The 25,132-nt window shown below is 64.5% G+C and carries 21 protein-coding genes; 8 read left to right on the top strand and 13 right to left on the bottom strand.

Features of this window, described 5'->3' with window-relative positions:
* Window positions 1-156: 156 nt before the first annotated feature.
* Window positions 157-678, bottom strand: coding sequence for a protein disulfide oxidoreductase (locus LPW30_RS01775; protein WP_239679914.1), 522 nt, complete (start codon window positions 676-678; stop codon window positions 157-159).
* A 137-nt stretch (window positions 679-815) separates the two neighbouring features.
* On the opposite strand from LPW30_RS01775, the gene nadA reads away from it, so the two are divergent.
* Entirely contained in the window at window positions 816-1,895 is a 1,080-nt protein-coding gene (gene nadA / locus LPW30_RS01770) for a quinolinate synthase NadA (RefSeq protein ID WP_274520683.1), read from the top strand.
* A gap of 39 nt (window positions 1,896-1,934) precedes the next feature.
* Complete coding sequence (locus tag LPW30_RS01765) at window positions 1,935-3,128, top strand: hypothetical protein (RefSeq protein WP_239679913.1); 1,194 nt, start codon at window positions 1,935-1,937, stop codon at window positions 3,126-3,128.
* Window positions 3,129-3,147: 19 nt separating this feature from the next.
* Here the strand turns inward: LPW30_RS01765 and LPW30_RS01760 are convergent, their stop codons facing one another.
* The 9 genes from LPW30_RS01760 to def all read right to left on the bottom strand — a co-directional run bounded on the left by LPW30_RS01760 (window position 3,148) and on the right by def (window position 12,824).
* Entirely contained in the window at window positions 3,148-4,095 is a 948-nt protein-coding gene (locus tag LPW30_RS01760) for an LpxL/LpxP family acyltransferase (RefSeq protein WP_025280350.1), read from the bottom strand.
* Complete coding sequence (locus tag LPW30_RS01755) at window positions 4,088-4,429, bottom strand: tetratricopeptide repeat protein (protein ID WP_063464042.1); 342 nt, start codon at window positions 4,427-4,429, stop codon at window positions 4,088-4,090. The genes LPW30_RS01760 and LPW30_RS01755 overlap by 8 nt, the downstream gene beginning before the upstream one ends.
* Window positions 4,430-4,501: 72 nt before the next feature.
* On the bottom strand, window positions 4,502-5,875 hold the full coding sequence (gene trkA, locus LPW30_RS01750) for a Trk system potassium transporter TrkA (protein ID WP_025280348.1): 1,374 nt from the start codon (window positions 5,873-5,875) through the stop codon (window positions 4,502-4,504).
* Window positions 5,876-5,878: 3 nt separating this feature from the next.
* Window positions 5,879-7,252 (bottom strand): sigma-54-dependent transcriptional regulator, encoded by a 1,374-nt coding sequence (locus tag LPW30_RS01745; RefSeq protein WP_025280347.1) that lies wholly within the window; start codon window positions 7,250-7,252, stop codon window positions 5,879-5,881.
* Window positions 7,249-9,456: a sensor histidine kinase gene (locus LPW30_RS01740; RefSeq protein ID WP_239679912.1), complete on the bottom strand. Its 2,208-nt coding sequence runs from the start codon at window positions 9,454-9,456 to the stop codon at window positions 7,249-7,251. Before LPW30_RS01740 ends, LPW30_RS01745 begins: the two co-directional genes overlap by 4 nt.
* Window positions 9,441-10,034: a DUF4390 domain-containing protein gene (locus LPW30_RS01735; RefSeq protein ID WP_239679911.1), complete on the bottom strand. Its 594-nt coding sequence runs from the start codon at window positions 10,032-10,034 to the stop codon at window positions 9,441-9,443. The genes LPW30_RS01740 and LPW30_RS01735 overlap by 16 nt, the downstream gene beginning before the upstream one ends.
* A complete protein-coding gene (rsmB, locus tag LPW30_RS01730; protein WP_239679910.1) occupies window positions 10,031-11,326 on the bottom strand; it encodes a 16S rRNA (cytosine(967)-C(5))-methyltransferase RsmB in 1,296 nt (431 codons plus the stop codon). The genes LPW30_RS01735 and rsmB overlap by 4 nt, the downstream gene beginning before the upstream one ends.
* A gap of 8 nt (window positions 11,327-11,334) precedes the next feature.
* Window positions 11,335-12,264, bottom strand: a complete 930-nt coding sequence (fmt, locus tag LPW30_RS01725) for a methionyl-tRNA formyltransferase (RefSeq protein ID WP_239679909.1) — start codon at window positions 12,262-12,264, stop codon at window positions 11,335-11,337.
* Complete coding sequence (def, locus tag LPW30_RS01720) at window positions 12,264-12,824, bottom strand: peptide deformylase (protein ID WP_025280342.1); 561 nt, start codon at window positions 12,822-12,824, stop codon at window positions 12,264-12,266. The genes fmt and def overlap by 1 nt, the downstream gene beginning before the upstream one ends.
* A 183-nt stretch (window positions 12,825-13,007) precedes the next feature.
* Here def and LPW30_RS01715 point away from each other — a divergent pair, with 183 nt between their 5' ends.
* From LPW30_RS01715 to hemF, 6 genes are all read left to right on the top strand, one after another.
* Window positions 13,008-14,144 (top strand): LysM peptidoglycan-binding domain-containing protein, encoded by a 1,137-nt coding sequence (locus tag LPW30_RS01715; protein WP_025280341.1) that lies wholly within the window; start codon window positions 13,008-13,010, stop codon window positions 14,142-14,144.
* Between the two features lie 93 nt (window positions 14,145-14,237).
* On the top strand, window positions 14,238-15,365 hold the full coding sequence (gene dprA / locus LPW30_RS01710; RefSeq protein WP_239679908.1) for a DNA-processing protein DprA: 1,128 nt from the start codon (window positions 14,238-14,240) through the stop codon (window positions 15,363-15,365).
* A gap of 14 nt (window positions 15,366-15,379) precedes the next feature.
* Entirely contained in the window at window positions 15,380-15,853 is a 474-nt protein-coding gene (locus tag LPW30_RS01705; protein ID WP_025280339.1) for a DUF494 family protein, read from the top strand.
* Window positions 15,854-15,884: 31 nt separating this feature from the next.
* Window positions 15,885-18,464: a DNA topoisomerase I gene (locus LPW30_RS01700; protein ID WP_239679907.1), complete on the top strand. Its 2,580-nt coding sequence runs from the start codon at window positions 15,885-15,887 to the stop codon at window positions 18,462-18,464.
* A gap of 15 nt (window positions 18,465-18,479) precedes the next feature.
* The gene (gene tsaC / locus LPW30_RS01695) at window positions 18,480-19,043 is read left to right on the top strand and encodes an L-threonylcarbamoyladenylate synthase type 1 TsaC (RefSeq protein WP_025280337.1); all 564 of its coding nucleotides are present in this window, start codon (window positions 18,480-18,482) and stop codon (window positions 19,041-19,043) included.
* An 18-nt stretch (window positions 19,044-19,061) separates the two neighbouring features.
* Entirely contained in the window at window positions 19,062-19,997 is a 936-nt protein-coding gene (hemF, locus tag LPW30_RS01690; protein ID WP_239679906.1) for an oxygen-dependent coproporphyrinogen oxidase, read from the top strand.
* On the opposite strand, the gene LPW30_RS01685 is transcribed toward hemF, so the two are convergent.
* From LPW30_RS01685 to LPW30_RS01675, 3 genes are read right to left on the bottom strand one after another with little or no spacing between them, the layout of a single operon-like run.
* Entirely contained in the window at window positions 19,988-21,538 is a 1,551-nt protein-coding gene (locus LPW30_RS01685) for a SpoVR family protein (protein WP_025280335.1), read from the bottom strand. The two genes, hemF and LPW30_RS01685, sit on opposite strands and share 10 nt — an antisense overlap.
* Window positions 21,539-21,594: 56 nt before the next feature.
* Window positions 21,595-22,878, bottom strand: a complete 1,284-nt coding sequence (locus LPW30_RS01680; protein ID WP_025280334.1) for a YeaH/YhbH family protein — start codon at window positions 22,876-22,878, stop codon at window positions 21,595-21,597.
* Between the two features lie 31 nt (window positions 22,879-22,909).
* A complete protein-coding gene (locus tag LPW30_RS01675) occupies window positions 22,910-24,853 on the bottom strand; it encodes a PrkA family serine protein kinase (RefSeq protein WP_025280333.1) in 1,944 nt (647 codons plus the stop codon).
* Window positions 24,854-25,132: the final 279 nt, after the last annotated feature.

The raw sequence follows: 25,132 nt of genomic DNA, 5'->3' as shown, positions 1-25,132 counted from the left end.
CTGCTGACGGGGTACTTGGCCCCGGGTTCTTGCCCTGGAGGGGATCCCGCTCTGCGCCGCCTCATCGCGAGACCGCGCATGATTTCCCCGGGTTTCGCCTGAATATATCGCGACTGCCCAGTATAATCACTGGATGGGCCATTTTGGTGTGCTGTGTCAGTTCAACGCGTCGGCGGCCCACAGGCGGGCCCGCAGACCCCAGCCGGTGGCAAAGCCACGCTGGCGAAAGCGCACCTCGCCATCGGCGTTCACCACGAAGGTGGCCGGCACCGCCCCCACGCCGAATCGGGCGGACAGGGCACCGGTCTCGTCCACCAGCACCGGATGGGTATAGTCGTTCTCCTGCATGTATTCCCGCAGCGCCTGGGCATCCCCGGACTGCATGGCCACGGTGAGCACGGGCCAGTCCTGACTGATGGATTCGATGGCCGGCTGTTCCACCCGGCAGATGCCGCACCAGGTGGCCCAGAAATGCACCAGCACCGGCTGGCCCTGATAGTCCGACAGGCTCACCGGTGAGCCGTCCAGCAGCACGCCCTGCAGCGGCGGCGCCTCGCCGGAGACCATGTCCCGCTGCAGCCAGGCCTTGATGGCCAGAAACACCAGCAGGATGATGATCAGTTCCAGTCCGCGGCGCAGCCAGCGCCGCCGTCCGGTATGCTTGGGAGTGTCACTCATGGCTGGGAGATGGGCGCCTGCCGCGCAAATGAAGGGTTGATCGAACGCCATGGGAAGAACATGACGGGTTGATACCGGTCAAAACCATTATCAACAGGCCCAAGGCCTGCCCGCAAGCCAACGGGGACTCAAGATTCATGACCACATCCACCGTACAACCGCTGCGCCACTTCAAGGTTCCGGAAACCGCCTGGGTGGAACGGCAGATGCCTCACTACACCGGCGCCGAGCGCGAACGGGTGATCGAGCGCATCAAGACCCTGCTCAAGGAGCAGGAGGCCACCCTCGTGGCCCACTATTACGTGCACGAGGACCTGCAGATGATCGCCGAGCAGACCGGCGGTTGCGTGTCCGACTCCCTGGACATGGCCCGTTTCGGCAAGGAACACCCGGCCTCCACCCTGGTGGTGGCGGGCGTGCGCTTCATGGGGGAAACAGCCAAGATCCTCAGCCCTGAAAAAAGGGTGATCATGCCCACCCTGGAGGCGGAGTGCTCCCTGGACTTGGGCTGCCCGGCAGATGAATTCATCGCCTTTTGCGATCAGCATCCGGATCGCACGGTGGTGGTTTATGCCAACACCTCTGCCGAGGTGAAGGCGCGCGCCGATTATGTGGCCACCTCCAGCATTGCGGTGAAGCTGGTGGAGCACCTGAAGAACGAGGGCAAGAAGATCCTCTGGGCTCCCGACCGCCACCTGGGGGCCTATATCCAGAAGACCACCGGTGCCGATATGGTGCTGTGGGATACCGCCTGCGTGGTGCACGATGAGTTCCGCACCCGGGCCCTGGTGGACCTGAAACAGGAGCACCCGGATGCCGCCGTGCTGGTGCACCCGGAGTCCCCCGCCGGGGTGATCGAACTGGCCGATGCGGTGGGCTCCACCTCACAATTGATCAAGGCGGCCCGGGAACTGCCCCATGAGACCTTGATCGTGGCCACCGATAGCGGCATCTTCTACAAGATGCGACAGGCGGCACCACACAAGACCTTCCTGGAGGCGCCCACTGGCGGGCATAGCGCCACCTGTCGCAGCTGCGCCCATTGCCCGTGGATGGCCATGAACGGCCTGGGCAATCTGCTGGAGGTGCTGGAAAAGGGTGGCAACGAGATCCACGTGGACGAAACCGTGCGCCAGGGGGCGCTGCGCTCGACCCAGCGCATGCTGGACTTCGCCAGCAGCCAGCACACGCTGGTGCTGGGACGTGGGGACGCCTGATCCCATGGCGCTGGCGGATCGCTGCCTGGCCACGCGCTCATGAGCAGCAAGGCAGGAGCGCAGCCCGTCATCCCCATGGCGGTGTTTCGCAAGATGGTGGCTCAGTTGCCGGCGGAGGAGCTGTCCCGCCTGCCGCCAGAGAAGCTGCCGGAGAACATCCCCCTGGATCTGGTGGACGAGGCACCTTACTACTCCCGTCGCGCGGTGGAGGGGCTGATCCTGTCGGCCAACGCCTATCATCTGGAGCGGCGGCTGCACATCCAGGAGCAATACGGTCCAGAGGTGATGAGCGCCCTGGACAAGTCCCAGGTGGTGGGCAACACCGCCAATGTGAAGATCTTCTGGCAAAAGCTGGAGGACCTGGGACGGATGTACGAGCAATGGCGCAAGGATCCAGGCCCGCAGAATCTGGACCGTCTTGGCAATCAGATCCGCACTCTCAATGCACTGCTGCTGGACGTGCGCGCCGAGAACGCAGACACCACCCGTTCTGCGCAGTTGCTGCGGGAGCAGGTCTGTGGTCCGGAGCTTGAAGCCATGTTCCAGCAGGCCATCGAGCGCTTGCACGAGCACAGCGAGCGCATCGAGAACCTGCTGGCCCGGTATTTCCGCATCCGCATCACGGTGGCCCAGCACGAGATGCAGGTGCGGCTCAAGCAGATCAACACCCTGGACCGGCAGGCGGAGAACCTGCGCGAGCAGATCGAGGATCTGCGCACCCAGCTTGAGGACTCCCAGACCCTGTGGCGCCGCGCGGTCAAGCGACTGCACGCCGACCAGCAGGCCGAGCATCTGCAGTCGCGCATCATGGCACTGGCAGGTGAACTACGCTCCCGCGAGGTGAGCATTTCGGAGACCCAGCTCACCCAGTGGCTGGATGCGCTGGTGGACGCGGCCCTGCACCCCCTGACCCGACCCTCGGTCTCCAGCCATATGGGCGACGGGCGCATGGCCCTTTACAGCCTGCTCAGCCGCTATTGTCAGCAGCAGGAGAACTCTGCCCGACAGATCGCCCGCAACCCCTTCCTGCAGGTGGACCCGGCCCAGGCCATCCGTTTCGTGCTGCTCTCCGAGCAGTTCATCCTGGATTATTTTCGCAAGAAGCGGAACGAGACCACGGCCTGGATCAGCGACGTGGCCCAGGTAAAGAGCGAGGATCTGGACGGTCTGGAACGGGAAATACTCAGCGAGTTGAAACGTTCAAGCCGGTTCAAGCGCAAGCCCGGCGGGTGAGGACCTGAAGCGGCCGGTTTCAATACACCTTGGGCTCACCTCGCGGGCGGGTCTTGAAGAACCGCAGCGTCCACAGATACTGGGCCGGATCGCGACGAATCAGGGCCTCCAGGGCGGCATTCATGCGGGCTGCATCCTGCACGTCGTCGCCGGTGGGAAAATCCGTCAGGGGTTTGGCCATCACCATCTCGTAACGGTCCGCATCGATCCGATAAAAGCCCATGCTGGGCACCACCGGCGCGCCGGTGAGGCGCACCAGGCGGCCCAGCGCGGGGATGGTGGCCTTGGGTTCGCCAAAAAACGGGGCAAACACGGTGTGTGCGGGCCCCAGGTCCTCGTCCGCCAGATAGTAGAACACCTTCCCCTGCCGGGTGTGACGAATGGCCGGACGCAGGCCCTGATCCCGGGCAAAGACGGCAGCACCATACTGGGAACGGCTGCGGGTGTTGATCCACTCGATGATGGGGTTCTTCATGGGCTTGGCAAAGGAGACACCGCCGCATTCCAGGCTCAGCCTCAGGCCACCAAAATCCAGGGCCGGGGCATGGGCGGCGCAGACGATGGCCGGCTGACCCTGGCGCTGCATCTCCAGCACACCGGCTTCATCCACCAGATGGATGCGCGCCCGATGGCGCCGATGGCTGCCAAACCAGAGCAAGGGATAATCCACGAAACACTGCCCGAGAATGCGGAAATGCTGGCGCAACACCTTCTCGCGTTGTTCTTCCGACCATTCGGGAAAGCACAGCCGCAGGTTCACACGACCCACATGCCGACGACGCCCGCCAGTCACCCAGGCCAGCCAGCCCACTGCCCGCCCCGCGACCCGGCCCACGGGCCGTGGCAGCCACATGATCACCCAAAGCAGGGCAATACCCAGCCAGGTGCCCCAGTAGCGCGGGTGCAGCATGGCCCATTCGAAGCAGGTGCGGTAGCCCTCCGGGGCCTGCACCGCGGTATCAGTCATGGCTCCCCTCTTCCGCCGCGATCCGTTTTTCCACTCGTTTGCGGAAAATCCGCATCTCCTTGGCCGCCTGAATATCCCCTCGTGACTCGGCCACGGTGATCCCTTCATTGTAGGCATCCAGGGCCTCGAACAGCGCCCCACTCTCGTCCAGGGCCCGCCCCAACAATTTCCAGGCGGCAGAGTAGGCCGGATCATGGCCCACAGCGGCCCGCAGATGGATGGACGCCTCTCCGGGGCGACCGTCGGCCAGATAGGCATTGCCCAGGGAAAAGCGCAGCAATTGATTATCCTGACCGTCGGCCAGCATGGCCTCGAAGCGTTCGATATTGGTCATGTTTGGCCCGTTCGTTTTACAGAATGTGCAACAAGTATAACGTCAACCGAAGCGGGCAAAACCCGGAGAGGCCTACAGGAATGTCACGCTGACCTGAAACAGGCGCTCCACCTCGTTGACGCGCTGCTTGTCGGTGAGGAACAGAATCACGTGGTCCTCCGATTGCACCACGGTGTCGCGGTGGGCAATGATCACCTCATCGCCGCGCACCAGGGCGCCGATGGTGCAGCCCTTGGGCAGCTTGATCTCCTCCACCCGGCGGCCGACCACCTTGGAGGTCTTGCGGTCCCCATGGGCCACCGCTTCGATGGCCTCGGCGGCGCCGCGACGCAGGCTGTGCACGGCCACCACATCGCCGCGGCGCACGTGGGTGAGCAGGGCGCCGATGGTCACCTGCTGGGGGGAGATGGCGATGTCGATCACGCCGCTCTGTACCAGTTCCACATAACTGGGGCGGTTGATCAGTGACATGACCGTACGCGCGCCCAGGCGTTTGGCCAGCATGGCGGAGAGGATGTTGGCCTCGTCATCATCGGTGACTGCCACGTAGACGTCCGTGCCCTCGATGTTCTCCTCCATGAGCAGTTCCTTGTCGGCAGCATCCCCCATCAGCACCACCACGTGATCCAGGGTTTCGGCCAGCTCCTTGGCCCGCGCCGGGTTGCGTTCGATGAGCTTGACGGAAAAATGGGGTCCCAGGTTCTGGGCCAGGCGCTTGCCGATGTTGCCACCCCCGGCAATCATCAAACGCCGATAGGGCTTGTCCAGGCGCCGCAGTTCACTGGTGACGGCCCGGATATTACGCCGTGCGGCGATGAAGAAGACCTCATCATCCACCTCGATGACCGTGTGGCCCTCGGGGAAAATGGGCTTCTCGCGCCGGAAGATGGCTGCCACCCGGGTCTGCACACCCGGCATGTGGGTGGCAAGATGCCTGAGTTCCTTACCCACCAGGGGGCCCCCATGATAGGCGCGCACCGCCACCAGGGAGACCCGCCCGTCGGCAAAGTCCAGCACCTGCAGGGCACCGGGATGCTCGATGAGGCGCTGAATATAATTGGTCACTACCTCCTCGGGACTGATGAGCACATCAATGGGCAGCGACTCCGGGCTGAACAGGGCCCGGTACTGCAGATACTCCAGGCCCCGCACCCGGGCGATCTTCGTGGGGGTATGGAACAGGGTGTAGGCCACCTGGCAGGCCACCATGTTGGTCTCATCGGAATTGGTGACCGCGATGATCATGTCCGCATCCCTGGCGCCGGCGCTGATGAGCACGTCCGGATGGGAGGCAAAGCCAACGATGGTGCGCAGATCCAGGCGGTCCTGAAGGGCCTGCAGGATGTCCGGGCGGGTGTCCACGACGGTGATGTCGTTGGCCTCGTTGGCCAGGTTGTGGGCCACCGTGCTGCCCACCTGGCCCGCGCCCAGTATCAATATCTTCATGGTTCAGTCCCGGGACTTCTTCGGCTCGATGCCAAGGGCGCGCAGTTTACGATACAGATGCGTGCGTTCAAGCCCCACCCGCTCTGCCAGCCGGGTCATGTGACCATCCACCTGCTCCAGCTGACGCAGCAGGTAGTCCCGCTCGAACTGTTCGCGGGCCTCGCGCAGCGGCAGTTGCGTATTGGGCTCCGGGCTCTCCCGGTGTTCCACGGGCTGGGGGGCAATCCCGGTCAGCGCCGCCTCCACCTCGGCCGCATCCACCTCATCAGCATTGCCCAGGATCAGCAGGCGCTGCACCAGGTTGCGCAGTTCACGGATGTTGCCCGGCCAGGGGTGGCGAGCCAGGCGGGCCCGGGCACCGCCGCTGAAATGGCGCCGTGGCAGGCCCTCCTCCTGGTGAAAGGCCTGAACGTAATGCTCCAGCAGTTCCGGTATATCGTCCACATGCTCGCGCAGCGGCGGGATGTGCAGGGGCACCACGCTGAGGCGGTAGTAAAGATCCTCGCGGAACTGCCCGGCGGTCACCCGGGCACGCAGATCCTCCTGGGTGGCGGCCACCACGCCCACATTGACGGCAATGGGATCGCTGCCCCCCACACGGGTCATGCGCTGTCCCTCCAGGGCGGTGAGCAAGCGACCCTGGGTGTGCAGGTCCATCTGTGCCACCTCGTCCAGGAACAGGGTGCCGCCGCTGGCCTGCTCCAGCAGACCGTAGCGGATACGATGTCCCTGCTCCTGACCAAAGATCTCCACCACCGCCTCGTCGGCGCTCATGGCCCCCACCGGCACCTCCACGAAGGGCCGCGCAGCCCGGGCGCTGCAGGCGTGCAGGTAACGGGCGAAGGTCTGCTTGCCCACCCCGGCCTCGCCGGTGATCAACACCCAGGTATCATGCTGGGCAATGCGGCTCACCTGATCGCGCAGGGCCTGCATGGCGGTGCTGGACCCCTCCGGCTCGACGGTGTTGTGGGAACGCCGGCGCAGGCCGATGTTCTCCCGGGTGAGACGGTCGGCTTCCAGGGCCCGCTCCACGGTGAGGGTGAGCTTGGCCAGGGAGAGCGGTTTTTCCAGGAAATCATAGGCCCCCAGGCGAGTGGCCTCCACGGCACTCTCCACGGTGCCATGGCCCGACATCATGATCACCGGGCTGGGTTGCCCCCCGGCCTCGATCCATTCCTTGAGCAGGGAAATCCCATCCCCATCGGGCATCCAGATGTCCAGCAGAATGAGGTCGAAGCGGCGCTTGCGGCGCTGCTCACGGGCCTCCTCCACGGTACCGGCCACGGCCACGCCATAGCCTTCGTCTTCCAGGATTTCCTGTACCAGACCCCGAATATCCGGTTCGTCATCCACCACCAGGATGTAGGATTCGCTCACACTGCCTCCCGAGACTCATGGGTATCGGCAGGGCTGTTTTCGGAGAGCGGCAGGTTGATGCTGACCACCACGCCACCCCCGGGGCGATTGGCCGCCCGCACCATGCCGTTATGCTCTTCAACCAGTTTCCTGACGATGGCCAGGCCAAGCCCGGTGCCCTTGGGCTTGCTGGTCACATAGGGTTCGAACAGCCGTGTCATCATGTCTTCCGACAGGCCGCGGCCATTATCCAGCACGAGGATTTCCACCATGTTGCGGTGACCGTCCACCTCCTGGCGGGTCTGGAGCGTCAGGCGGCCATCGTCCATCCCTTCCAGGGCCTCCAGGCCGTTCTTGATGAGATTGTGCAGCACCTGACGCAAGCGGCCCGCATCTGCCCGCAGTGGCGGCAGGCGCTCATCCAGGCTCAGCTCCACACGCACGCCAATGTCGCCGTGACGATACAGCTCGGCCACCTCGCGCACCAGTTGATTCAGATCCAGGGGCTTGATGGCCAGGGCCGGGGGCCGGGCATACTCACTGAAGGCGTTGACCATGGCCTTCATGGCCTCCACCTGATTGATGATGGTCTGGGTGGAACGCTGCAGCATGCTGGCCTCGGCCTCCTGGAGATGCGGGTGCAGCTTGCGCTCCAGTCGCTCGGCAGAGAGCTGGATGGGAGTGAGCGGATTCTTGATCTCGTGAGCCAGCCGCCGGGCCACCTCTGCCCAGGCAGCATCCCGCTGGGCCTGGATCAGGGTGGTGATGTCGTCGAACACCACCACCGGGCCGCCGCGCAGCCCGCTGCTATGGGACAGCCAGACTCCCCGGCACATGAGCACCTTGCGACCTCCGGAACCGAAGGCGGTGAGCTGCTCGCTCCACTCAGGCCGTCGCGAGGAGAAATGCGGCCCCAGTTCTTCCTGAAATCGCTCCACCACCCCGGAGTGGCGGGCAATCTCACCCAGGTCATGGCCCAGATGGCGCTCCAGATCCACCTCCAGGATCTGCGAGGCGGCGGCATTGGCGGTGCGCAGGGTGAGGCGGCGATCCAGGGTGATGACCCCGGAGGAGAGATTCTGCAACACCGCTTCCAGGTACATGCGCTGACTCTCGGCCAGGCGCCGGCTGCGTTCCACCTCGTCGCGGGTGGCGGCCAGGGTGGCGGTCATGGCATTGAACGAGCGCACCAGAAAACCCAGTTCGTCGTTCTGGGTGACGGGGAGCTTCTTGTGATATTCACCGGCCGCCACGGCGCGGGTGCCCTCGGCCAGTTCCTGGATGGGCGCCACCAGACGTCCGGCCGAGTACAGCGCCCCCCAGACCGCGGCCATCACCGACACCAGCAGGGCCAGGGACAGGGTGATGGTGAAGCTCTGCTTGATGGGGCCCCGCAGATAAGCGAATTCCTTGTACTCGGAGAAGGCATCCTGGACGCTGTCGGCCAGCACACTCATGCGTGGCGCCACCGGATACACCGCCTGCAGGATGCGGCCGTCCCCGGAAGGAGTGCGGCTGGGCACGGGCGCAACCACGCGGATGTGCAGACCATCGTCATACACCGGCTCCAGGGCCGAATAGGTGCGTCCCTGGGAGAGGATCATCAGCACCTCCCCGGCGGGCAGTGTGGGCAGGCGCTGCAGGGTGGCGCCACTGGTGTAGGCGATGATGCGATTGTCGGCGCCGAACAGGGTGAGTTCCATGGCCCGGCTGTCATCGCGCATGTCTCCCAGACGCAACGCCGCCAGGCCCTGGGAGACGTCCATCAGGTCCCGGGCCAGGGACTCGGTCTCCTGGGTGTGCTGGCGCACGCGCAGATCCAGGGAGGAGCGGGACAGCTCAAGGGCATCCTCCAGGGCCTTTTCCACGCGCACGTCGAACCAGCTGTCGATCCCCTCGTCCAGAAAGGTGATGGAGAAGTAATACACCACCATCACCGGCACCAGGGCCAGCCCCACGAAAAGGGTCACCAGCTTGAGGGTGAGCCGCGACCCGGGCTCATTGCGCAGCACCCGGCGGGTCACGAGAAACAGCTTGGTGCCGATCAGGGCGGCCATGAAAACCAGGGCCAGCGAGTTGAACAGCAGCAACCAGATGTAGAGACGCTCGAAGCGTTCGGAGTTCTGGGCCGCATCGCCCATCACCAGCAGCGACAACAGCAGCACCACGAAGATGATGCCCATGGGCACCAGGCCCAATGATAATCGTCTCAGCGCAGTGACCATGTGTACCAGTCGCTCGCCGGGCTCCAGTCACGCATCACGTAACCGCGCACACGCAATGGCAGGGGCAAGGCATCCACCCGGAGCCGGGCGCGCACCCGGGCCTCATATTCCTGCCCATCCTGGAGCAGCGAGGCATCCAGCAGCGGCAGCTCATCCAGTTCCCCCAGGGTGAACAAGGCCGACTCCAGACGGTAGAAGGTGCGCTTCACGCCCGTATTCAGATGGGTGAGCACGTACAGGCGGCTCAGGGCATGATATTCCAGGCGATAACGCTGAGAGAGCTCGGCCACGGTGGCGTCCCAGATCCAGTCCCGCCCGCGGCTGATCTCCACCTGCACCTCGAAGGTGAGCTTCACCCCATTGTGCAGCGCCTCCTCCAGATTGGGGGTGAGGCGGTAATCGATGGTGGCGTTGAGCAGATACAGGCCGTTGGCCAGTTCGGTGTGGGCGGATCGGACCTTCAGGGGCGCGTCACCGGACAGGGCGTTGATCGGCAGGGCCACCAGCACGGACAGCAGGCACGACAGCAGCAGCGCCCGCAAGCCGTGTATTCGGGCCTGTGACGCCAGGAGGGTCAATGTTTGATCAGCCGGGCGTAATAGAAACCGTCCATTCCCTGATCACCGGAGAGGATCTGGCGACCCGCAACCTGAGCGCGGCCCCAGGGCGCCTGCAGGGGGGATTCGCTGGCCGAGGGTTCGTCCTGGAGAAATTGGGCCACGGTCAAGGCGTTTTCATCCGGCAACAAGGAACAGGTGACATACAAAAGCATACCCCCAGGTGCCAGCAGGGGCCAGAGCGCACGCAGCAATCGGGCCTGCTCGGCAGCCAGGGCGGGGATGTCCGCGTCCCGGCGCAGCAGCTTGATGTCCGGGTGTCGACGGATCACCCCGGTGGCGGAACAGGGGACATCCAGGAGGATGCGATCGTATGGCGCCCCCTGGTGCCAGTGGTCCGGCTCGGCCCCGTCGCCGCTCACCAGGCGGGCCTGATACCGGCCCCGCTCCAGGTTCTCCCTGACCCGATCCAGGCGCCCGGCATGGGCATCCAGCGCCGTGACATCCAGGTCGCCACCGGCGTGTTCCAGAAGGTGCAGGGTCTTGCCCCCCGGGGCCGCACAGGCATCCAGCACCCGCTGCCCCGGGCGGCAGTCCAGCAAGGGTGCCGCCAGTTGCGCGGCGGCGTCCTGAACCGATACCTCGCCGTCCTGAAAACCAGGCAGGGCCTCCACGGCCACCGGTTCGGACAGGGTGAGGGCCGAGGGCACGTGTTCATGAGGCTGTGCCTGGACACCCTGCCTTTCCAGCCGGGCCTGATAATCCTGGCGCGATCCCCGGTGCAGATTCACCCGAAGGGTCATGGGGGGATGGGCGTTCATGGCCTGACAGAGGCGGTCGGTATCATCCCCATAGGCCCGCTGCAAACGGGCGAACAGCCAATCCGGCAGGGCATGACGCACGGCGGGCGAGGCATCCACCTGCTGCCCCCGGGCCTCACCCTCGCGCTGGGCCCGGCGCAGTACACCGTTGATCAGGCCCACGGCCCAGCGCTTGCGCAGGCTGCGGCCCAGGTCGGCGGTCTGCTGGATGACGGCATAGTCGGGAGTGTTCATGTACTGCATCTCGAACAGTCCCATCAGCAGGGCACAGGCCACGTCCTGATCCCTGCCCCGCAGGGGTTTGTCCATCCAGCCATCGAGCATGGCCTGCAGGCGGCGGTGCCAGCGCAGGGTGCCGTAGCACAGGGCCTGGGTCAGGCCCCGATCCCGGGGTGGCACCTGCTGCAGATGATGTGGCAGGGCATCGGAGAGGGAGGCACCGTCCTTGAGGACGCGCAACAGAACCTTGAGGGCCGCTTCACGGGGTGACATGTGTTGTCCTATTGTCCCAGCACGCGGCCCAGCAGGGAGCGTCCATTCAGGAATTCCCGGGCCGACAGCGGCTTGCCGCCCGGCAATTGCAGGCGGGTGATGCGCAGCAAACCCTCGCCGGTGGCCACGTCGATGCCCTGGGGGCCTTCGGCAACCACCGTGCCCGGCGCCGCCGTGGCCTGTCCCGCAGGCAGTTCCGACATCCACAGGCGCAAGGGCTGCCCTTCGTGAAGGGTCTGGGCCACAGGCCAGGGGTTGAAGGCGCGCACGCGACGATCCAGACAGACGGCTCGCCGTGTCCAGTCCAGTCGGGCCTCGGCCTTGCTGAGCTTCTCGGCATAGGTGACCCGGGCCTCGTCCTGGGGGTCTCCCCGCAGCGATCCGGCCTCCAGGCCTTCCAGGCCCTGGAGCAGCAATTGCGCGCCCTGGGCCGCCAGCGTGTCATGCAGCGTGGCCGCTGTGTCCTGTTCGGTGATGGGGCAACGGGATTTGAGCAGCATGTCGCCGGTGTCCAGCCCCGCGGCCATCTGCATCAGGGTGATACCGGTCTCGTCATCTCCGGCCAGCAGGGCACGCTGTATGGGGGCGGCTCCACGCCAGCGGGGCAGCAACGAGGCATGCAGGTTCACGCAGCCCAGGCGGGGGATGTCCAGCACGGCCTGGGGCAGAATCAACCCATAGGCTGCCACCACCATCAGGTCCGGGGCATGGGCCCGCAGGGTTTGCTGATCGGCCTCGTCACGCAGGCGCTCGGGCTGTTCCACGGGGATTCCATGGGCCTGGGCCAGTTGCTTGACGGGGCCGGGCTTGAGCTTGCGCCCCCGCCCGGCGGGGCGGTCCGGCTGGGTGTAGACCGCCACCACCGTGTGGGGGGAGTCGATCAGGGCCTGCAGGGCGGGCACGGCAAAATCCGGCGTGCCGGCATAGACAATCCGCATCAAACCGCCTCGCGCTGCCGCGTGGCCCGATTGGGGGTGCCGTGGCGGTTGGTCTTTTCCAGTTTCTTGCGGATGCGATCGCGCTTGAGCTTGGACAGATGGTCGACGAAGAGCTTACCGTCCAGATGGTCGATCTCGTGCTGGATGCACACCCCCAGCAGGCCACTTGCTTCCATCTCGAAGCGCTTGCCATTGCGGTCCAGGGCCCTCACACGGATGCGCTCGGCACGAGTCACCGGTTCGTAGTAGCCCGGCACGGACAGGCACCCCTCCTCGCAATCTGCCTCTCCCCAGCGATCAACGATCTCCGGGTTGATGAAGCACAGAGGGCGCAGGCCCTGGCCCGAGCGCTCCTCGGAGCCCTCCTCGGCCACGTCCATCACGATCACGCGGCGCAGGACGTTCACCTGAACGGCCGCCAGGCCAATGCCCTCGGACGCGTACATGGTCTCGAACATGTCGTCCACGAGCTTGCGGATCTCACCATCCACAACTTTGACCGGGTCGGCCTGACGACGCAGCCGGGGATCGGGAAAACGCAGGATTTCTAGTAGTGCCATGACCGCCTATCCGCTCAATGGGTGTATTTGTGCAGCGTCAAAACCATTTCTGCTAAAGTTGTGATTTCATCAGAACATGCCGTCCGAGCTTGCGCTCAGGGGAGCCGGGACGGCCGCAACCCGCCGTGGATCGGCGGGAAAACCGCATCCGGGCCATTGGCGCCCCGGCGACGAGGGGGAACGATGTTCGCTCCATATCCGCTGCGTGTCGGACACGCGATGTCCGTCGTGACGCTTATTCTAGCGTTCCTGGCCTCGGGTTGCGCCACCGCGCCCGAACCTTCACCGGAACCGGAGCCCGAACCGCCCCGGGTGCAGGCACCACCGGAGCCCGAACCGGAACCGGAAATCCGCATTCAGCCTACCGCCCCCGAACGCTACGTGGTACAGCCGGGCGACACGCTCTGGGACATCTCCAACCACTTCCTGCGCGATCCCTGGTACTGGCCGGAGTTGTGGGTGGCCAATCCGCAGATCCCCAATCCCCACCTGATCTACCCCGGCGATATCATCACACTTTACTACGTGGATGGGCGTCCGCACCTCACGGTGGATGGCGGCCCTCGCGTGCGGCCCACGGTGAGACTCTCGCCCCGGGTGCGTGCCGAACCCCTTCCACCCAGCCTGGATGTGCCCATTCAGGCGCTGCAACAATTCCTGGTGCGTCCTCGTATTGTGACAGAGCAGCAGATGGAAGATTCCGCCTATCTGCTGGCCTCTCAGGACGAACGCATGGTGTTTGGTGCCCATGACCGCGTCTATGCCCGACGTCTGGCCGAAGATCCCCTGGGCACCCGCTACAATGTCTACCGCGCCGGCGGAGAACTGCGCGACCCGGTGACCGGTGAGATGCTCGGTTTCGAGGCCATCCCCGTGGGCGACGCCGAACTGGTGCGTGAAGGCGATCCGGCCACGGTGGTGCTGACCCGCAGCGACCGGGAGGCCCTGACCGGCGACCGGCTGCTACCCCAGGACGACAGCGACCAGGCCTTCCTGTTCACCCCCAGCACGCCCGACCCTGATGCCGAAGGGCAGATCATCTCCCTGTTCGATGCCATCAGCCAGATCGCCCGCTTCCAGGTGGCCGTGATCAACCTGGGCGAACGCGAGGGCATTGAACGCGGGCATGTGTTTGCCACCTATCAGTCGGGTCGCCAGGTGCGCGACCGCTTTGCCGGGCGCGGCAACGAGACCGTGACCCTGCCGGACGAGCGGGTGGGCCTGATGATGGTCTTTCGCACCTTCGAAAAGGTGAGCTATGCCCTGGTGATGGAGTCCACACATCCCATCGAGCGCGGCTATGCCGTCAAGCATCCCTGATCACTGACGATCCCTCGGGGCGAGACCTCCGGTTTCGCCCCGATCCGGGATGCCCCTTCTCTTCCCCCTTCAAGCTTGAGACCTGTACAGACCATGGACACGGCCGTCCTCTCCTCCTGGCTTCACCTGTGGCATACCCCCGGCGTCGGGCCCGCCCTGTTCCGGCGCATCCTGGAACAGTACGGCACTCCCGAGGCCTTCCTGCGAGCCCCACGCGGGGCCTGGCGGGAACTGGAGCTGCGTGATGAGGCCATCGCCGTCCTGGAACAGGATGCCCCGCCACCGGGCGTGACCGCCGACCTGGACTGGGCGGCGAGCGATCGGCACCACATTCTGCTCCTTGAGGATCCCGGTTACCCGCCCCGCCTGCGGGACATCGCCAGCCCCCCGCCTGTACTGTATGTGGTGGGGGACCCCCAGGTGCTGCATTGGCCCATGCTGGCGGTAGTGGGCAGCCGTCACCCGACCCCGGGCGGTCGCGAGACCGCCAAAGCCTTCAGTGCCCACCTGGCGCGCCAGGGCCTGGTGATTGCCAGCGGCCTGGCCCAGGGGGTGGATGGCGCCGCCCATGCCGGGGCCCTGTCGGCAGGAGGTCTGACAGTGGCCGTCACCGGCACGGGGCCGGACCGCATCTACCCCGGCGCCCACCGGTCGCTGGCCCAGCGCCTGGTGGCCGAGGGGGCCATGGTCACGGAGTTCCCCGTGGGCACGCAGGTCAAGCGGGAGCACTTCCCCCGTCGCAACCGCATCCTGTCGGGCCTGAGCATCGGCACCCTGGTGGTGGAGGCTGCGGCCCGCAGCGGGTCCTTGATCACCGCGCGCCGCGCCGTGGAACAGGGCCGCGAGGTCTTCGCGATCCCCGGCTCCATCCACAACCCCATGGCCCGGGGCTGCCATCGTCTCATCCGCGAGGGCGCCAAACTGGTGGAAACGGCCGATGACATCCTGGAAGAACTGGGAGCCCAGGCGCTGGTCCCCGCCGCATCCCTGCCCAGCGCCAGGTCTGCCTCCGTGGGTAAAGGCCCCCATGACGATGCGTCCGGGGAGACGGAACCGGACCATGCCAGGCTGCTGGAAGCCATGGGGCACGACCCGGTTTCGGTGGATCAGCTCGTGGGACGCACTGGATTGACCGTGGCCATGGTTTCCTCCATGCTGCTGCTCATGGAGTTGCGCGGCCAGGTGGCCTCCCTGTCCGGTGGTCGTTACGTCCGCCTGTAGCCGGAATAGCGAAGATGAAAGAGAACGTGCTCGACGTACTGATGTATCTGTTTGAAAATTATATAGACGACGATACGGAGCTGGAGCCGGATCGCGAGCAGCTGCACAACCTGCTGCTGGACGCCGGCTTCCCGGTCGCCGAGATCAACAAGGCGTTTGACTGGCTGGAAAACCTGGCCAGTCAGGACTCCTCGCTCAGGACCCTGCACACCGACTCGGCGCTGCGCCTCTATACCGAGCCCGAAATGAACCGCATGGACGCCACCAGCCGTGGCTTCCTGCTGTTTCTGGAGCAGAACGGCGTCTTGAGCCCCTCCACCCGCGAGGTGGTGATCAACCGGGTCATGGACCTGGACACGGAAGAAATCGGCCTGGATGAACTCAAATGGATCACCCTCATGGTGCTCTTCAACCAGCCCGGCCAGGAGGCCGCCTACACCTGGCTCGAGAGCCTGATGTTCGAGAACCCGCCGGAGTATCTGCACTGACCCCCTGCCACACAACACAGGTAGCCAGGACATGAGCAAGCACCTGGTCATCGTCGAATCGCCCGCCAAGGCCAAGACCATCAAGAAGTACCTCGGAAACGATTTCGAGGTACTGGCTTCCTATGGTCACGTTCGTGATCTGGTGCCCAAGGAGGGCGCTGTGGATACCGAAGATGGTTTCCGCATGAATTACCAGGTGATCGAACGCAATGAAAAGCATGTGGAGAGCATCGCCAGGGCCCTGAAAAAGGCTGACAGCCTGATTCTGGCCACTGACCCCGACCGCGAAGGAGAGGCCATTTCCTGGCATCTCTACGAGTTGCTGAACGAACGGGGCTTGCTCAAGGGCAAGGACGCCCAGCGGGTGGTATTCCACGAGATCACTCAGCGGGCGGTGCGCGAGGCCATTGAGCACCCCCGTGGCCTGTCCAACGACCTGATCAACGCCCAGCAGGCGCGCCGCGCCCTGGACTATCTGGTGGGCTTCAATCTTTCGCCGCTGCTGTGGAAGAAGATCAAGCGCGGCCTCTCCGCCGGACGGGTACAGAGCCCGGCCCTGCGCATGATCGTGGAGCGTGAACAGGAGATCGAGGCCTTCGTCAGCCAGGAGTACTGGACGGTGGATGCCCATGCAGCCAAGGACGCCGAAGGCTTCACGGCCCGGCTGCAGGTCTATGCGGGCAAGAAGCTGGAACAGTTCGACATCAACAACGAGGCCGATGCCCAGAAGGCCCGCGAAATCCTGCTGTCGTCCGCGAACGGTCGCCTGCATGTGGCCAAGGTGGAAAAGAAACAGCGGCGCCGCAACCCGGCCGCCCCCTTCACCACCTCCACCCTGCAGCAGGAGGCCTCGCGCAAGCTCGGCTTCTCCGCCAGCCGCACCATGCGTGTGGCCCAGCAGTTGTATGAGGGCATCGACCTGGGCAGCGGGCCCATCGGGCTGATCACCTACATGCGGACCGACTCCTTCACCCTGTCCAATGACGCCATTCAGGAAATCCGGGGGCTGATCGAGGAGCGTTACGGCAAGCAGAAGGTGCCGGATAGCCCGCGCATCTACAAGACCAAGTCCAAGAACGCCCAGGAGGCCCATGAGGCCATCCGTCCCACGTCGGTGCAGCGCCTGCCCGACGAGGTGAAATCCCATCTCTCCCAGGACCAGGCCCGGCTCTACGACCTGGTGTGGAAACGCACCGTGGCCTGCCAGATGATCCATGCCACCCTGGACACCGTGGCGGCCGATCTGCAGGCGGGGAGCGCCGATCACGTCTTCCGGGCCACCGGTTCCTCCGTGCGCGACCCGGGCTTCATGGCCGTGTACCGGGAAGACCAGGATGACACCAAGGTGGAAAGCGACGAGCGCCTGCTGCCGGAACTCAAGGAAGGCGAGGATATCGACCTGCGGGACGTGCAGGCGGATCAGCACTTCACCGAACCCCCGCCGCGCTACTCCGAGGCCAGCCTGGTGAAGGCCCTGGAAGAGCATGGCATCGGACGTCCCTCCACCTATGCCTCCATCATCAGCACCCTGCTGCAGCGGGAATATGCCGAGTTGGTGAACCGGCGGTTCATACCCACGGACATCGGCCGCATCGTCAACACCTTCCTCACCCAGCATTTCACCCAGTACGTGGACTACGACTTCACGGCCCGGCTCGAGGATGAACTGGACGAGATTTCCCGGGGCGAGAAGGAGTGGGTGCCGGTGATGGAACGGTTCTGGGACCAGTTCCACGAACAGGTCAAGGAGAAGGACGCTTCGGTCACCCGGGAAGAGGCCGTGCAGGCCCGGGAGATCGGCACCGATCCCAAGTCGGGCCGACCCGTCTCGGTGCGCATGGGCCGCTACGGGCCCTTCGTGCAGATCGGCACCAAGGACGACGAGGAAAAGCCCCGTTTTGCAGGGCTGCGCCCCGGACAGAAGATGGACAGCATCACCATGGACGAGGCCATGGCCCTGTTCAAGCTGCCCCGCGAACTGGGCGAGACCCCGGAAGGGGAACCGGTGCTGGTGAACATTGGCCGTTTTGGCCCCTACGTGAAATTCGGGGATCGCTATGCCTCCCTGAAGAAGGAAGACGACCCCTACACCATCGAACTGCCCCGTGCCCTGGAACTGGTGGCCGAGAAGAAGGAAATCGACGCCAACCGCTTCATCAAGACCTTCGAGGAAGAAGGGATCCAGGTGCTCAATGGCCGCTATGGCCCCTATATCACCAACGGTGCCAAGAACGCCCGCATTCCCAAGGATCAGGAACCCAAGGACCTGACCCTGGAGCAATGCCAGGAACTGCTCGCCGCCGCGCCTGAAAAGAAGGGTCGCGGTCGCAAGGCCCCGGCCAAGAAGGCGGCGACCAAGAAGGCAGCCACCACCAAGAAAACCACGACCAAGGCGAGCACCACGAAGAAGGCCTCGAAAGCATCGTCGGACACCGGCAAGACGGCCACGAAGGCCGCCAGCAAGTCCACCACCAAGGCCAAGACCGCCAGCACCAGCAAGAAGTCCACGGGCAGCGGCACCAAGGCCAAGGCGTCCACGGGGAAAGCGAGCACCCGTCAAGGCAAGAAATCGGCCGAGGACAGCACGGCCGGCGTCTCCAGCGGCACCTGATCACAGGCAACGGGAATGGCCAGACTGACCCGGGACGTGCAGCACGCCGCCGCCATGATTCGCGGTGGAGGCTTGGTGGCCTACCCCACCGAGGCCGTGTTCGGGCTGGGCTGCGATCCGCGTAATGAGCTGGCGGTGCACCGTCTGTTGACCGCAAAACACCGCCTGCCGGACAAGGGACTGATCCTCATCGCTGCTGATTTTTCCCAGCTGGCGCCCTTTCTGCGTCCCGTGGAGGCAGCCCTCCAGGCGCGGGCCATGGCCACCTGGCCGGGCCCCGTCACCTGGCTATGGCCATGCCGCCCCGACGTGCCCCCCTGGCTCACCGGGGATCGGGACGTACTGGCCGTGCGGATGACCGATCACCCCCTGGCCGCGGACCTCTGCCACCAGGCCGGTCGTGCCCTGGTCTCCACCAGCGCCAACCGCTCCGGAGAGCCCCCGGCCCGGGACGCGCACACCGTGCAGCAGACCTTGGGCAAACTGCTGGACACCATCCTGGAAGGTGATACCGGAGGCCGTGACAAACCCAGCGAGATCAGGGACCTGGTCACGGGAGACATCGTTCGGGATGGCTGACATGACTGAACAGGGATCATGAGCGACGCGCCCCGACTCACGCCCATCCTGGACTACTTCCGTCACCTGCAGGCACACATCTGCCGGCACTTGGCGGAAGTGGACCCCCATGCCCCCTGGGTGGACGATCGCTGGGAACGTGCCGAGGGTGGCGGTGGACGCAGCCGGGTGCTCAAGGGCGGTGCAGTCTTCGAACAGGCAGGGGTCAACTTCTCCCACGTGCGCGGCGCCCGCCTGCCGCAGACCGCCAGCGCGCGACGACCGGAACTGGCCGGACGCAGCTTCGAGGCCACCGGTGTCTCGCTGGTGATCCACCCCCTGAACCCCCATGTGCCCAGCTCCCACGCCAACGTGCGTTTTTTCCTGGCCGAGAAGCCCGGCGAGGTGCCGGTGTGGTGGTTCGGCGGTGGCTTCGATCTCACGCCCTATTACGGCGTGGAGGCCGACTGCGTGCACTGGCATGAGAACGCCCGACGGGTGTGTGAGCCCTTCGGGGAGGATGTCTACCCGCGGTTCAAGGCGGGCTGCGATGAGTACTTCTTCCTGAAGCACCGCAACGAATCACGAGGGGTGGGCGGCCTGTTCTTCGATGACCTGAATGCCTGGGGTTTCGAGCGCTGCTTCGAGTTTGTCCGGCGGGTGGGGGATGGCTATCTGGATGGCTTCGGGCCCATCGTCGAGCGCCGCAAGGACACGCCGTACACCCCATCGCAACGGGATTTCCAACTGTACCGGCGAGGACGCTACGTGGAGTTCAATCTGCTCTACGACCGGGGGACGCTGTTCGGTCTGCAGTCGGGGGGGCGCACCGAGTCCATCCTCATGTCCATGCCACCGCTGGTGCGTTGGGAATACAACCATCAGCCGCAGCCGGGCAGCCCCGAGGCGGAACTGGTGGAACGATTTCTCCAGCCCAGGGACTGGCTGAATCCCTCAGACCGCCATCAGGGCTGAGTGGGCTCCACGTCCACGAACTCATTGATCACCGTATCCGTGCGGGCATCCACCTCGTACAGGCGCACGGCATAACCCCACAGATTGGCCAGGTGCTGGAGCACGCGCCGGGCGTCCTTTTCCTCCAGCAGACGGCCATCCTGGGCACGATGCTCCAGGATCAGCTTGCGATCCCCCGCCAGGTCAACGTCCACCACCTGGATGTCCGGCTCGTGCCGGGCCAGATCGTACTGGGCCGACAGGGCCCGGCGCACCTCCCGGTAGCCCGCATCGTCGTGGATGGCCTCCACCTTCAGGTGGGGCTCGGCCGCGTCGTCATGAACGGCGAACAGACGCATGTCCCGCATCACCTTCGGCCCCAGGAACTGCAGGATGAAGCTCTCGTCCCGATATTCCGCCCAGGCGTGCTTCCAGGTGCCCAGGAAATCCCCGTTGCCGGCGATGTCCGGGAACCAGCGCCGATCCTCTGCCGTGGGAGCAAGGCACATTCGCTTGAGGTCCTGCAGGATGTTGAAGCCCAGGGCATAGGGGTTGATGCCCGAGAAGCGCGGGTCGTCGAATTCCGGCTGGAACACCACGTTGGTGTGCTGGTGCAGGAATTCCATGAAGGCCCCTTCGGTCACCTGCCCGGTCTCGTACAGCCGGTTCATGATGTGATAGTGCACCGAGGTGGCGCAGCCTTCGTTCATCACCTTGGTCTGCTTCTGCGGGTAGAAATACTGCGACACCATGCGCACGATGCGCAGGATCTCTCGCTGCCAGTGCTCCAGCTTGGGGGCCCGTTTTTCCAGAAAATACAACAGGTTTTCCTCGGGCAGACCCAGGGCCTGATGACGTGCACTCACATCCTGGGCGCCAGGCTCCTCATCTTCGTCACCACGACGCGGCAAGGTGCGCCACAGGTCGTTGAAGGTCTGTTCCTCGTAGCGGGCCCGGTCCCGCTTGCGCTGCATTTCCTGCACCAGATTCAGTGGCTGTCGACGCGGGTAACGGTGCACCCCGTGGGACATCAGGGCGTGGGCGGCATCCAGCACCCGTTCCACCTCCCAGCGTCCGTAGCGTTCCTCGCACTGGGCCACATAGGACTTGGCGAAATCCAGGTAGTCCAGTATGCCCTCGGCATCGGTCCAGGACTTGAACAGGTGATTGTTCTTGAAAAAATGGCTGTGCCCGAAGGCTGCATGGGCCATGACCAGGGTCTGCATGGTCATGGTGTTCTCTTCCATGATGTAGCACAGGCAGGGATTGGAGTTGATGACGATCTCGTAGGCCAGACCGGTCATGCCCTTGCGGTAATACATTTCGTCGCGGGCAAAGTGCTTGCCGAAGGACCAGTGACGGTAGAACAGGGGCATGCCCATGGAGGAATAGGCATCCAGCATCTGCTCGGAGCTGATCACCTCCACCTGGCTGGGATAGGGATCCAGGCCCATCTCGTCCACGGCGATGCGCTCGATGGCGTCGTGGGCCCGTTTGATCAGGGCGTAATCCCAGTCGGCGCCGGTGTAGAGCAAGCAGGCATCATCAGTGATGGTGTTCATGGTATCTGGTCTCCTGATTGTCCGGTCATTCGGCCCTCTCCCACCACAGCGGGCACCTACCTTCTCAACTCCACCGGCGTGAACAGGTCCCGGAAGACCGGGAAGATGTCTCCCCGGTTGCGCACCTTGCGCATGGCCAGGGGGCGTCCGGAAGTTGCCAGGCGCTCGTACACCTGCCACAGGTCCGTGGTCATCTCCCAGCCGCGGTCCTCGGCCACCTCGATGTAGGCGAAATACCGGCACACCGGCAAGATCACCGACTCCATCATCTCCAGCACCGCCGGGTTGTCAGCGGGGGTGTTGTCCCCGTCGGAGGCCTGGGCGGCATAGATGTTCCAGTCCGCCGGGTCGTAGCGATCCGCCACCACCTTGCGCATCTCCTCCAGGGCCGGCGACACCAGGGTGCCGCCCGTCTCCCTGGAGTAGAAGAAGGTGTCCTCATCCACCTCCTGAGCGATGTGCGTGTGGCGTATGAAGACGATGTCCACATGCCGGTAACGCCGCTGCAGGAACAGATACAGCAGCATGAAGAAGCGCTTGGCCAGATCCTTCATGTCCTCGGTCATGGAACCGGAGACGTCCATCAGACAGAACATCACCGCCTGGGAGATGGGCCGGGGTACCGGGGTGAACCGGTTGTAGCGCAGGTCGATGGGGTCGATATAGGGGATGGACCGGGTCCGCCGGGTGACTTCCTCCCGCATCTGGATCAGGTCCCGCAGCCGCTCGGGCTCCTTGCCGGTGCGCTCCAGGCGGTCGATCTCCTCGTCCAGGGCGCGGGTCTCCTCCCGCTTGGGACGACGCAGGGCCAGGCGGCGGGACAGGGAATTGCGCATGGTCCGTGCCAGATTGAGATTGGAGGGCGAACCGGACACGGAATAACCGGCGCGCTGAATGCCGTGACGCTCCACCTTCGTCACCTGGGTGTGCGCCAGGTCGGGCAGCTCCAGGTTTTCGAAGAAAAGATCCAGAAACTCGTCCTGACTCACGGTGAACTGGAACGGATCTTCCCCCTCGCCCTGGGGGCTGCCGCCACGGCCACCGCCCCCCTGGCCACCTTCGGGTCGAGCGATGGTGTCTCCGGCGACGAACTCCTTGTTGCCCGGGACCACATGGTCACGCACGCCACGGCCGGTACCCTTGCGGAAGCTGGGCTCCTGCAGGCCGTCGGCGGGGATGCTGATCTCCTCCCCGCCCTGACCGATGTCCGCCACCTTGCGACGCGACGACACATCCCGCACCGCGTCCAGGATCTGACGCTTGGCACGGCCGATGAAGCGCTGGCGGTTGGCCAGGCTCTTGTCCTTGGGGTTCAGACGGCGGTCGACGATATTCACCACAGGGGGCGCACCTCCCGCAGACGGGGCTTGATCAGCCTGCCTGCTTGACTCGCATGTACCATTCCACCAACCGGCGGACCTGGCGTTCGGTATAGCCGCGTTCCACCATACGCTGCACGAAATCGTTGTGCTTGCGCTCCATCTCCGAGTCCGTCTTGGCCCCGAAGCTGATCACCGGCAGCAGGTCCTCCACCTGGCTGAACATGCGCTTCTCGATCACCTCGCGGATCTTCTCGTAGGAGGTCCACGAGGGCATCTTGCCGCCCTGAGCCGCCTGCGAACGCAGCGCGAACTTGACCACCTCGTTACGAAAATCCTTGGGGTTGGCGATGCCGGCGGCCTTCTCGATCTTGGTCAGCTCCTGATTCAGGGACTGACGATCCAGAAGCTGACCGGTGTCCGGATCCTTGAAGTCATGGTCCTCGATCCAGGCATCGGCATAGGCCACGTAACGCTCGAAGAGGTTCTGCCCGAAGTCGCTGTAGGACTCCAGATAGGCCTTCTGGATCTCGTTGCCGATGAAGTCCGCGTACCGTGGCGCCAACTCGGCCTTGATGAACTCCAGATAACGCCGTTCGGTTTCCTCCGGGAACTGCTGGCGACGAATGGACTGCTCCAGCATGTAAAGCAGATGCACCGGGTCGGCCGCCACCTCGCGGGTGTCATAGTTGAAGGTCTCGGAGAGCACCTTGAAGGCGAAGCGGGTGGACACCCCATCCATGCCCTCGTCCACGCCGGCCATGTCCCGGTATTCCTGCATGGACTTGGCCTTGGGATCGGTATCCTTGAGGCTCTCGCCGTTGTAGACCCGCATCTTGGAGAACAGGTTGGAGTTCTCGTGCTGACGCAGACGGGTGAGCACCGAGAACTTGGCCAGCATGTCCAGGGTGGCGGGAGCGCAGGAAGCATCGGCCAGTTCACTGCTCTGGATAAGCTTCTCGTAGATCCGCGTCTCCTCGTTCATGCGCAGGCAGTAAGGCACCTTGACCACGGAGATGCGGTCGATGAAGGCTTCGTTGTTCTTGTTGTTCTTGAAGGCCTGCCATTCCGATTCGTTGGAGTGGGCCATGATGATCCCCTGATAGGGGATGGCACCGATGTTCTCCGAGCCCACGTAGTTGCCTTCCTGGGTGGCGGTGAGCAGGGGGTGCAGCATCTTGATGGGGGCCTTGAACATCTCCACGAATTCGAGGATGCCCTGGTTGGCCCGGTTCAGGCCGCCGGAGTAGCTGTACGCATCGGTGTCGTTCTGGCTGTAGAGTTCCAGCTTGCGGATGTCCACCTTGCCCACCAGCGACGAGATATCCTGGTTGTTCTCGTCGCCGGGTTCCGTCTTGGACACGCCGATCTGCCGCAACCGGGAGGGGTACATGCGTCCCACGGAGAATCGGGAGATGTCGCCACCGAACTCGTCCAGGCGCTTCACCGCCCAGGGGGACATCAGCCCGCTCAGGCGCCGACGGGGAATCCCGAAACGCTCTTCCAGATCCTGCCCCATGGCGGGATCGAACAGCCCCAGGGGGCTCTCGAACACCGGCGATACCTCATCACCGGCCTTGAGCACGTAGATGGGGAATTTCTCCATGAGCGCCTTGAGCCGCTCCGCCAGGGACGACTTGCCGCCCCCCACCGGCCCGAGCAGGTAGAGGATCTGCTTGCGCTCCTCCAGGCCCTGCGCCGCATAGCGGAAGAAACCCACAATGCGCTCGATGGTCTCTTCCATCCCGTAAAAGTCCTCGAATGCGGGATACACCTTGATGGTGCGGTTCATGAAGATACGACCCAGACGCTCGTCCTTGGCGGTGTCCACAACCTTCGGCTCACCGATGGCCTGTACCAGGCGCTCGGCGGCAGTGGCGTACCGCATGGGGTCGTCCCGGCATCCTTCCAGGTACTCACTCAATGACATGTCGGCCTCCTGCCGCTTCTGATAGGAACGTGCATACTGAGCAATCAAGGCTTCGGCCGAATCCATCGCAATCACCCCCTTGTTGGAGTCCGATCTCACTGTGCATTCCCCATGCAAGGGAGATACCACAGTCAGCAATTGTCGCACCCGAGTCACCAGGCTGCCCCGTCGCGAACGGGGCCCGGATGGGGACAGCCTGCATGGGATCGTGGGTGGGATGCCCGGGCCTTCTCAAAGCGTGGCCCGTGGCTCGTCTGTTGAGTTGGACGCTGACCCGGGCGCGCAGTTCCTGTGCATACCCGGGTTTTTGCCTCAGGATTGTGCAGGCGGACCCCACACCGGCAA

It is taken from the genome of Ectothiorhodospira variabilis (genome assembly GCF_022227625.1).
GTDB lineage: Bacteria > Pseudomonadota > Gammaproteobacteria > Ectothiorhodospirales > Ectothiorhodospiraceae > Ectothiorhodospira > Ectothiorhodospira haloalkaliphila.
Note: the sequence above shows the minus strand (reverse complement) of the source record. Positions and strands in the feature narration are given on the sequence as shown.

Excerpts from the sequence above, each read along its gene's own strand:
- LPW30_RS01775 (WP_239679914.1), bottom strand. The coding sequence starts at position 678 with ATGAGTGACACTCCCAAGCATACCGGACGGCGGCGCTGGCTGCGCCGC.
- nadA (WP_274520683.1), top strand. The coding sequence starts at position 816 with ATGACCACATCCACCGTACAACCGCTGCGCCACTTCAAGGTTCCGGAA.
- LPW30_RS01765 (WP_239679913.1), top strand. The coding sequence starts at position 1,935 with ATGAGCAGCAAGGCAGGAGCGCAGCCCGTCATCCCCATGGCGGTGTTT.
- LPW30_RS01760 (WP_025280350.1), bottom strand. The coding sequence starts at position 4,095 with ATGACTGATACCGCGGTGCAGGCCCCGGAGGGCTACCGCACCTGCTTC.
- LPW30_RS01755 (WP_063464042.1), bottom strand. The coding sequence starts at position 4,429 with ATGACCAATATCGAACGCTTCGAGGCCATGCTGGCCGACGGTCAGGAT.
- trkA (WP_025280348.1), bottom strand. The coding sequence starts at position 5,875 with ATGAAGATATTGATACTGGGCGCGGGCCAGGTGGGCAGCACGGTGGCC.
- LPW30_RS01740 (WP_239679912.1), bottom strand. The coding sequence starts at position 9,456 with ATGGTCACTGCGCTGAGACGATTATCATTGGGCCTGGTGCCCATGGGC.
- rsmB (WP_239679910.1), bottom strand. The coding sequence starts at position 11,326 with ATGTCACCCCGTGAAGCGGCCCTCAAGGTTCTGTTGCGCGTCCTCAAG.
- fmt (WP_239679909.1), bottom strand. The coding sequence starts at position 12,264 with ATGCGGATTGTCTATGCCGGCACGCCGGATTTTGCCGTGCCCGCCCTG.
- def (WP_025280342.1), bottom strand. The coding sequence starts at position 12,824 with ATGGCACTACTAGAAATCCTGCGTTTTCCCGATCCCCGGCTGCGTCGT.
- LPW30_RS01715 (WP_025280341.1), top strand. The coding sequence starts at position 13,008 with ATGTTCGCTCCATATCCGCTGCGTGTCGGACACGCGATGTCCGTCGTG.
- dprA (WP_239679908.1), top strand. The coding sequence starts at position 14,238 with ATGGACACGGCCGTCCTCTCCTCCTGGCTTCACCTGTGGCATACCCCC.
- LPW30_RS01705 (WP_025280339.1), top strand. The coding sequence starts at position 15,380 with ATGAAAGAGAACGTGCTCGACGTACTGATGTATCTGTTTGAAAATTAT.
- LPW30_RS01700 (WP_239679907.1), top strand. The coding sequence starts at position 15,885 with ATGAGCAAGCACCTGGTCATCGTCGAATCGCCCGCCAAGGCCAAGACC.
- tsaC (WP_025280337.1), top strand. The coding sequence starts at position 18,480 with ATGGCCAGACTGACCCGGGACGTGCAGCACGCCGCCGCCATGATTCGC.
- hemF (WP_239679906.1), top strand. The coding sequence starts at position 19,062 with ATGAGCGACGCGCCCCGACTCACGCCCATCCTGGACTACTTCCGTCAC.
- LPW30_RS01685 (WP_025280335.1), bottom strand. The coding sequence starts at position 21,538 with ATGAACACCATCACTGATGATGCCTGCTTGCTCTACACCGGCGCCGAC.
- LPW30_RS01675 (WP_025280333.1), bottom strand. The coding sequence starts at position 24,853 with ATGGATTCGGCCGAAGCCTTGATTGCTCAGTATGCACGTTCCTATCAG.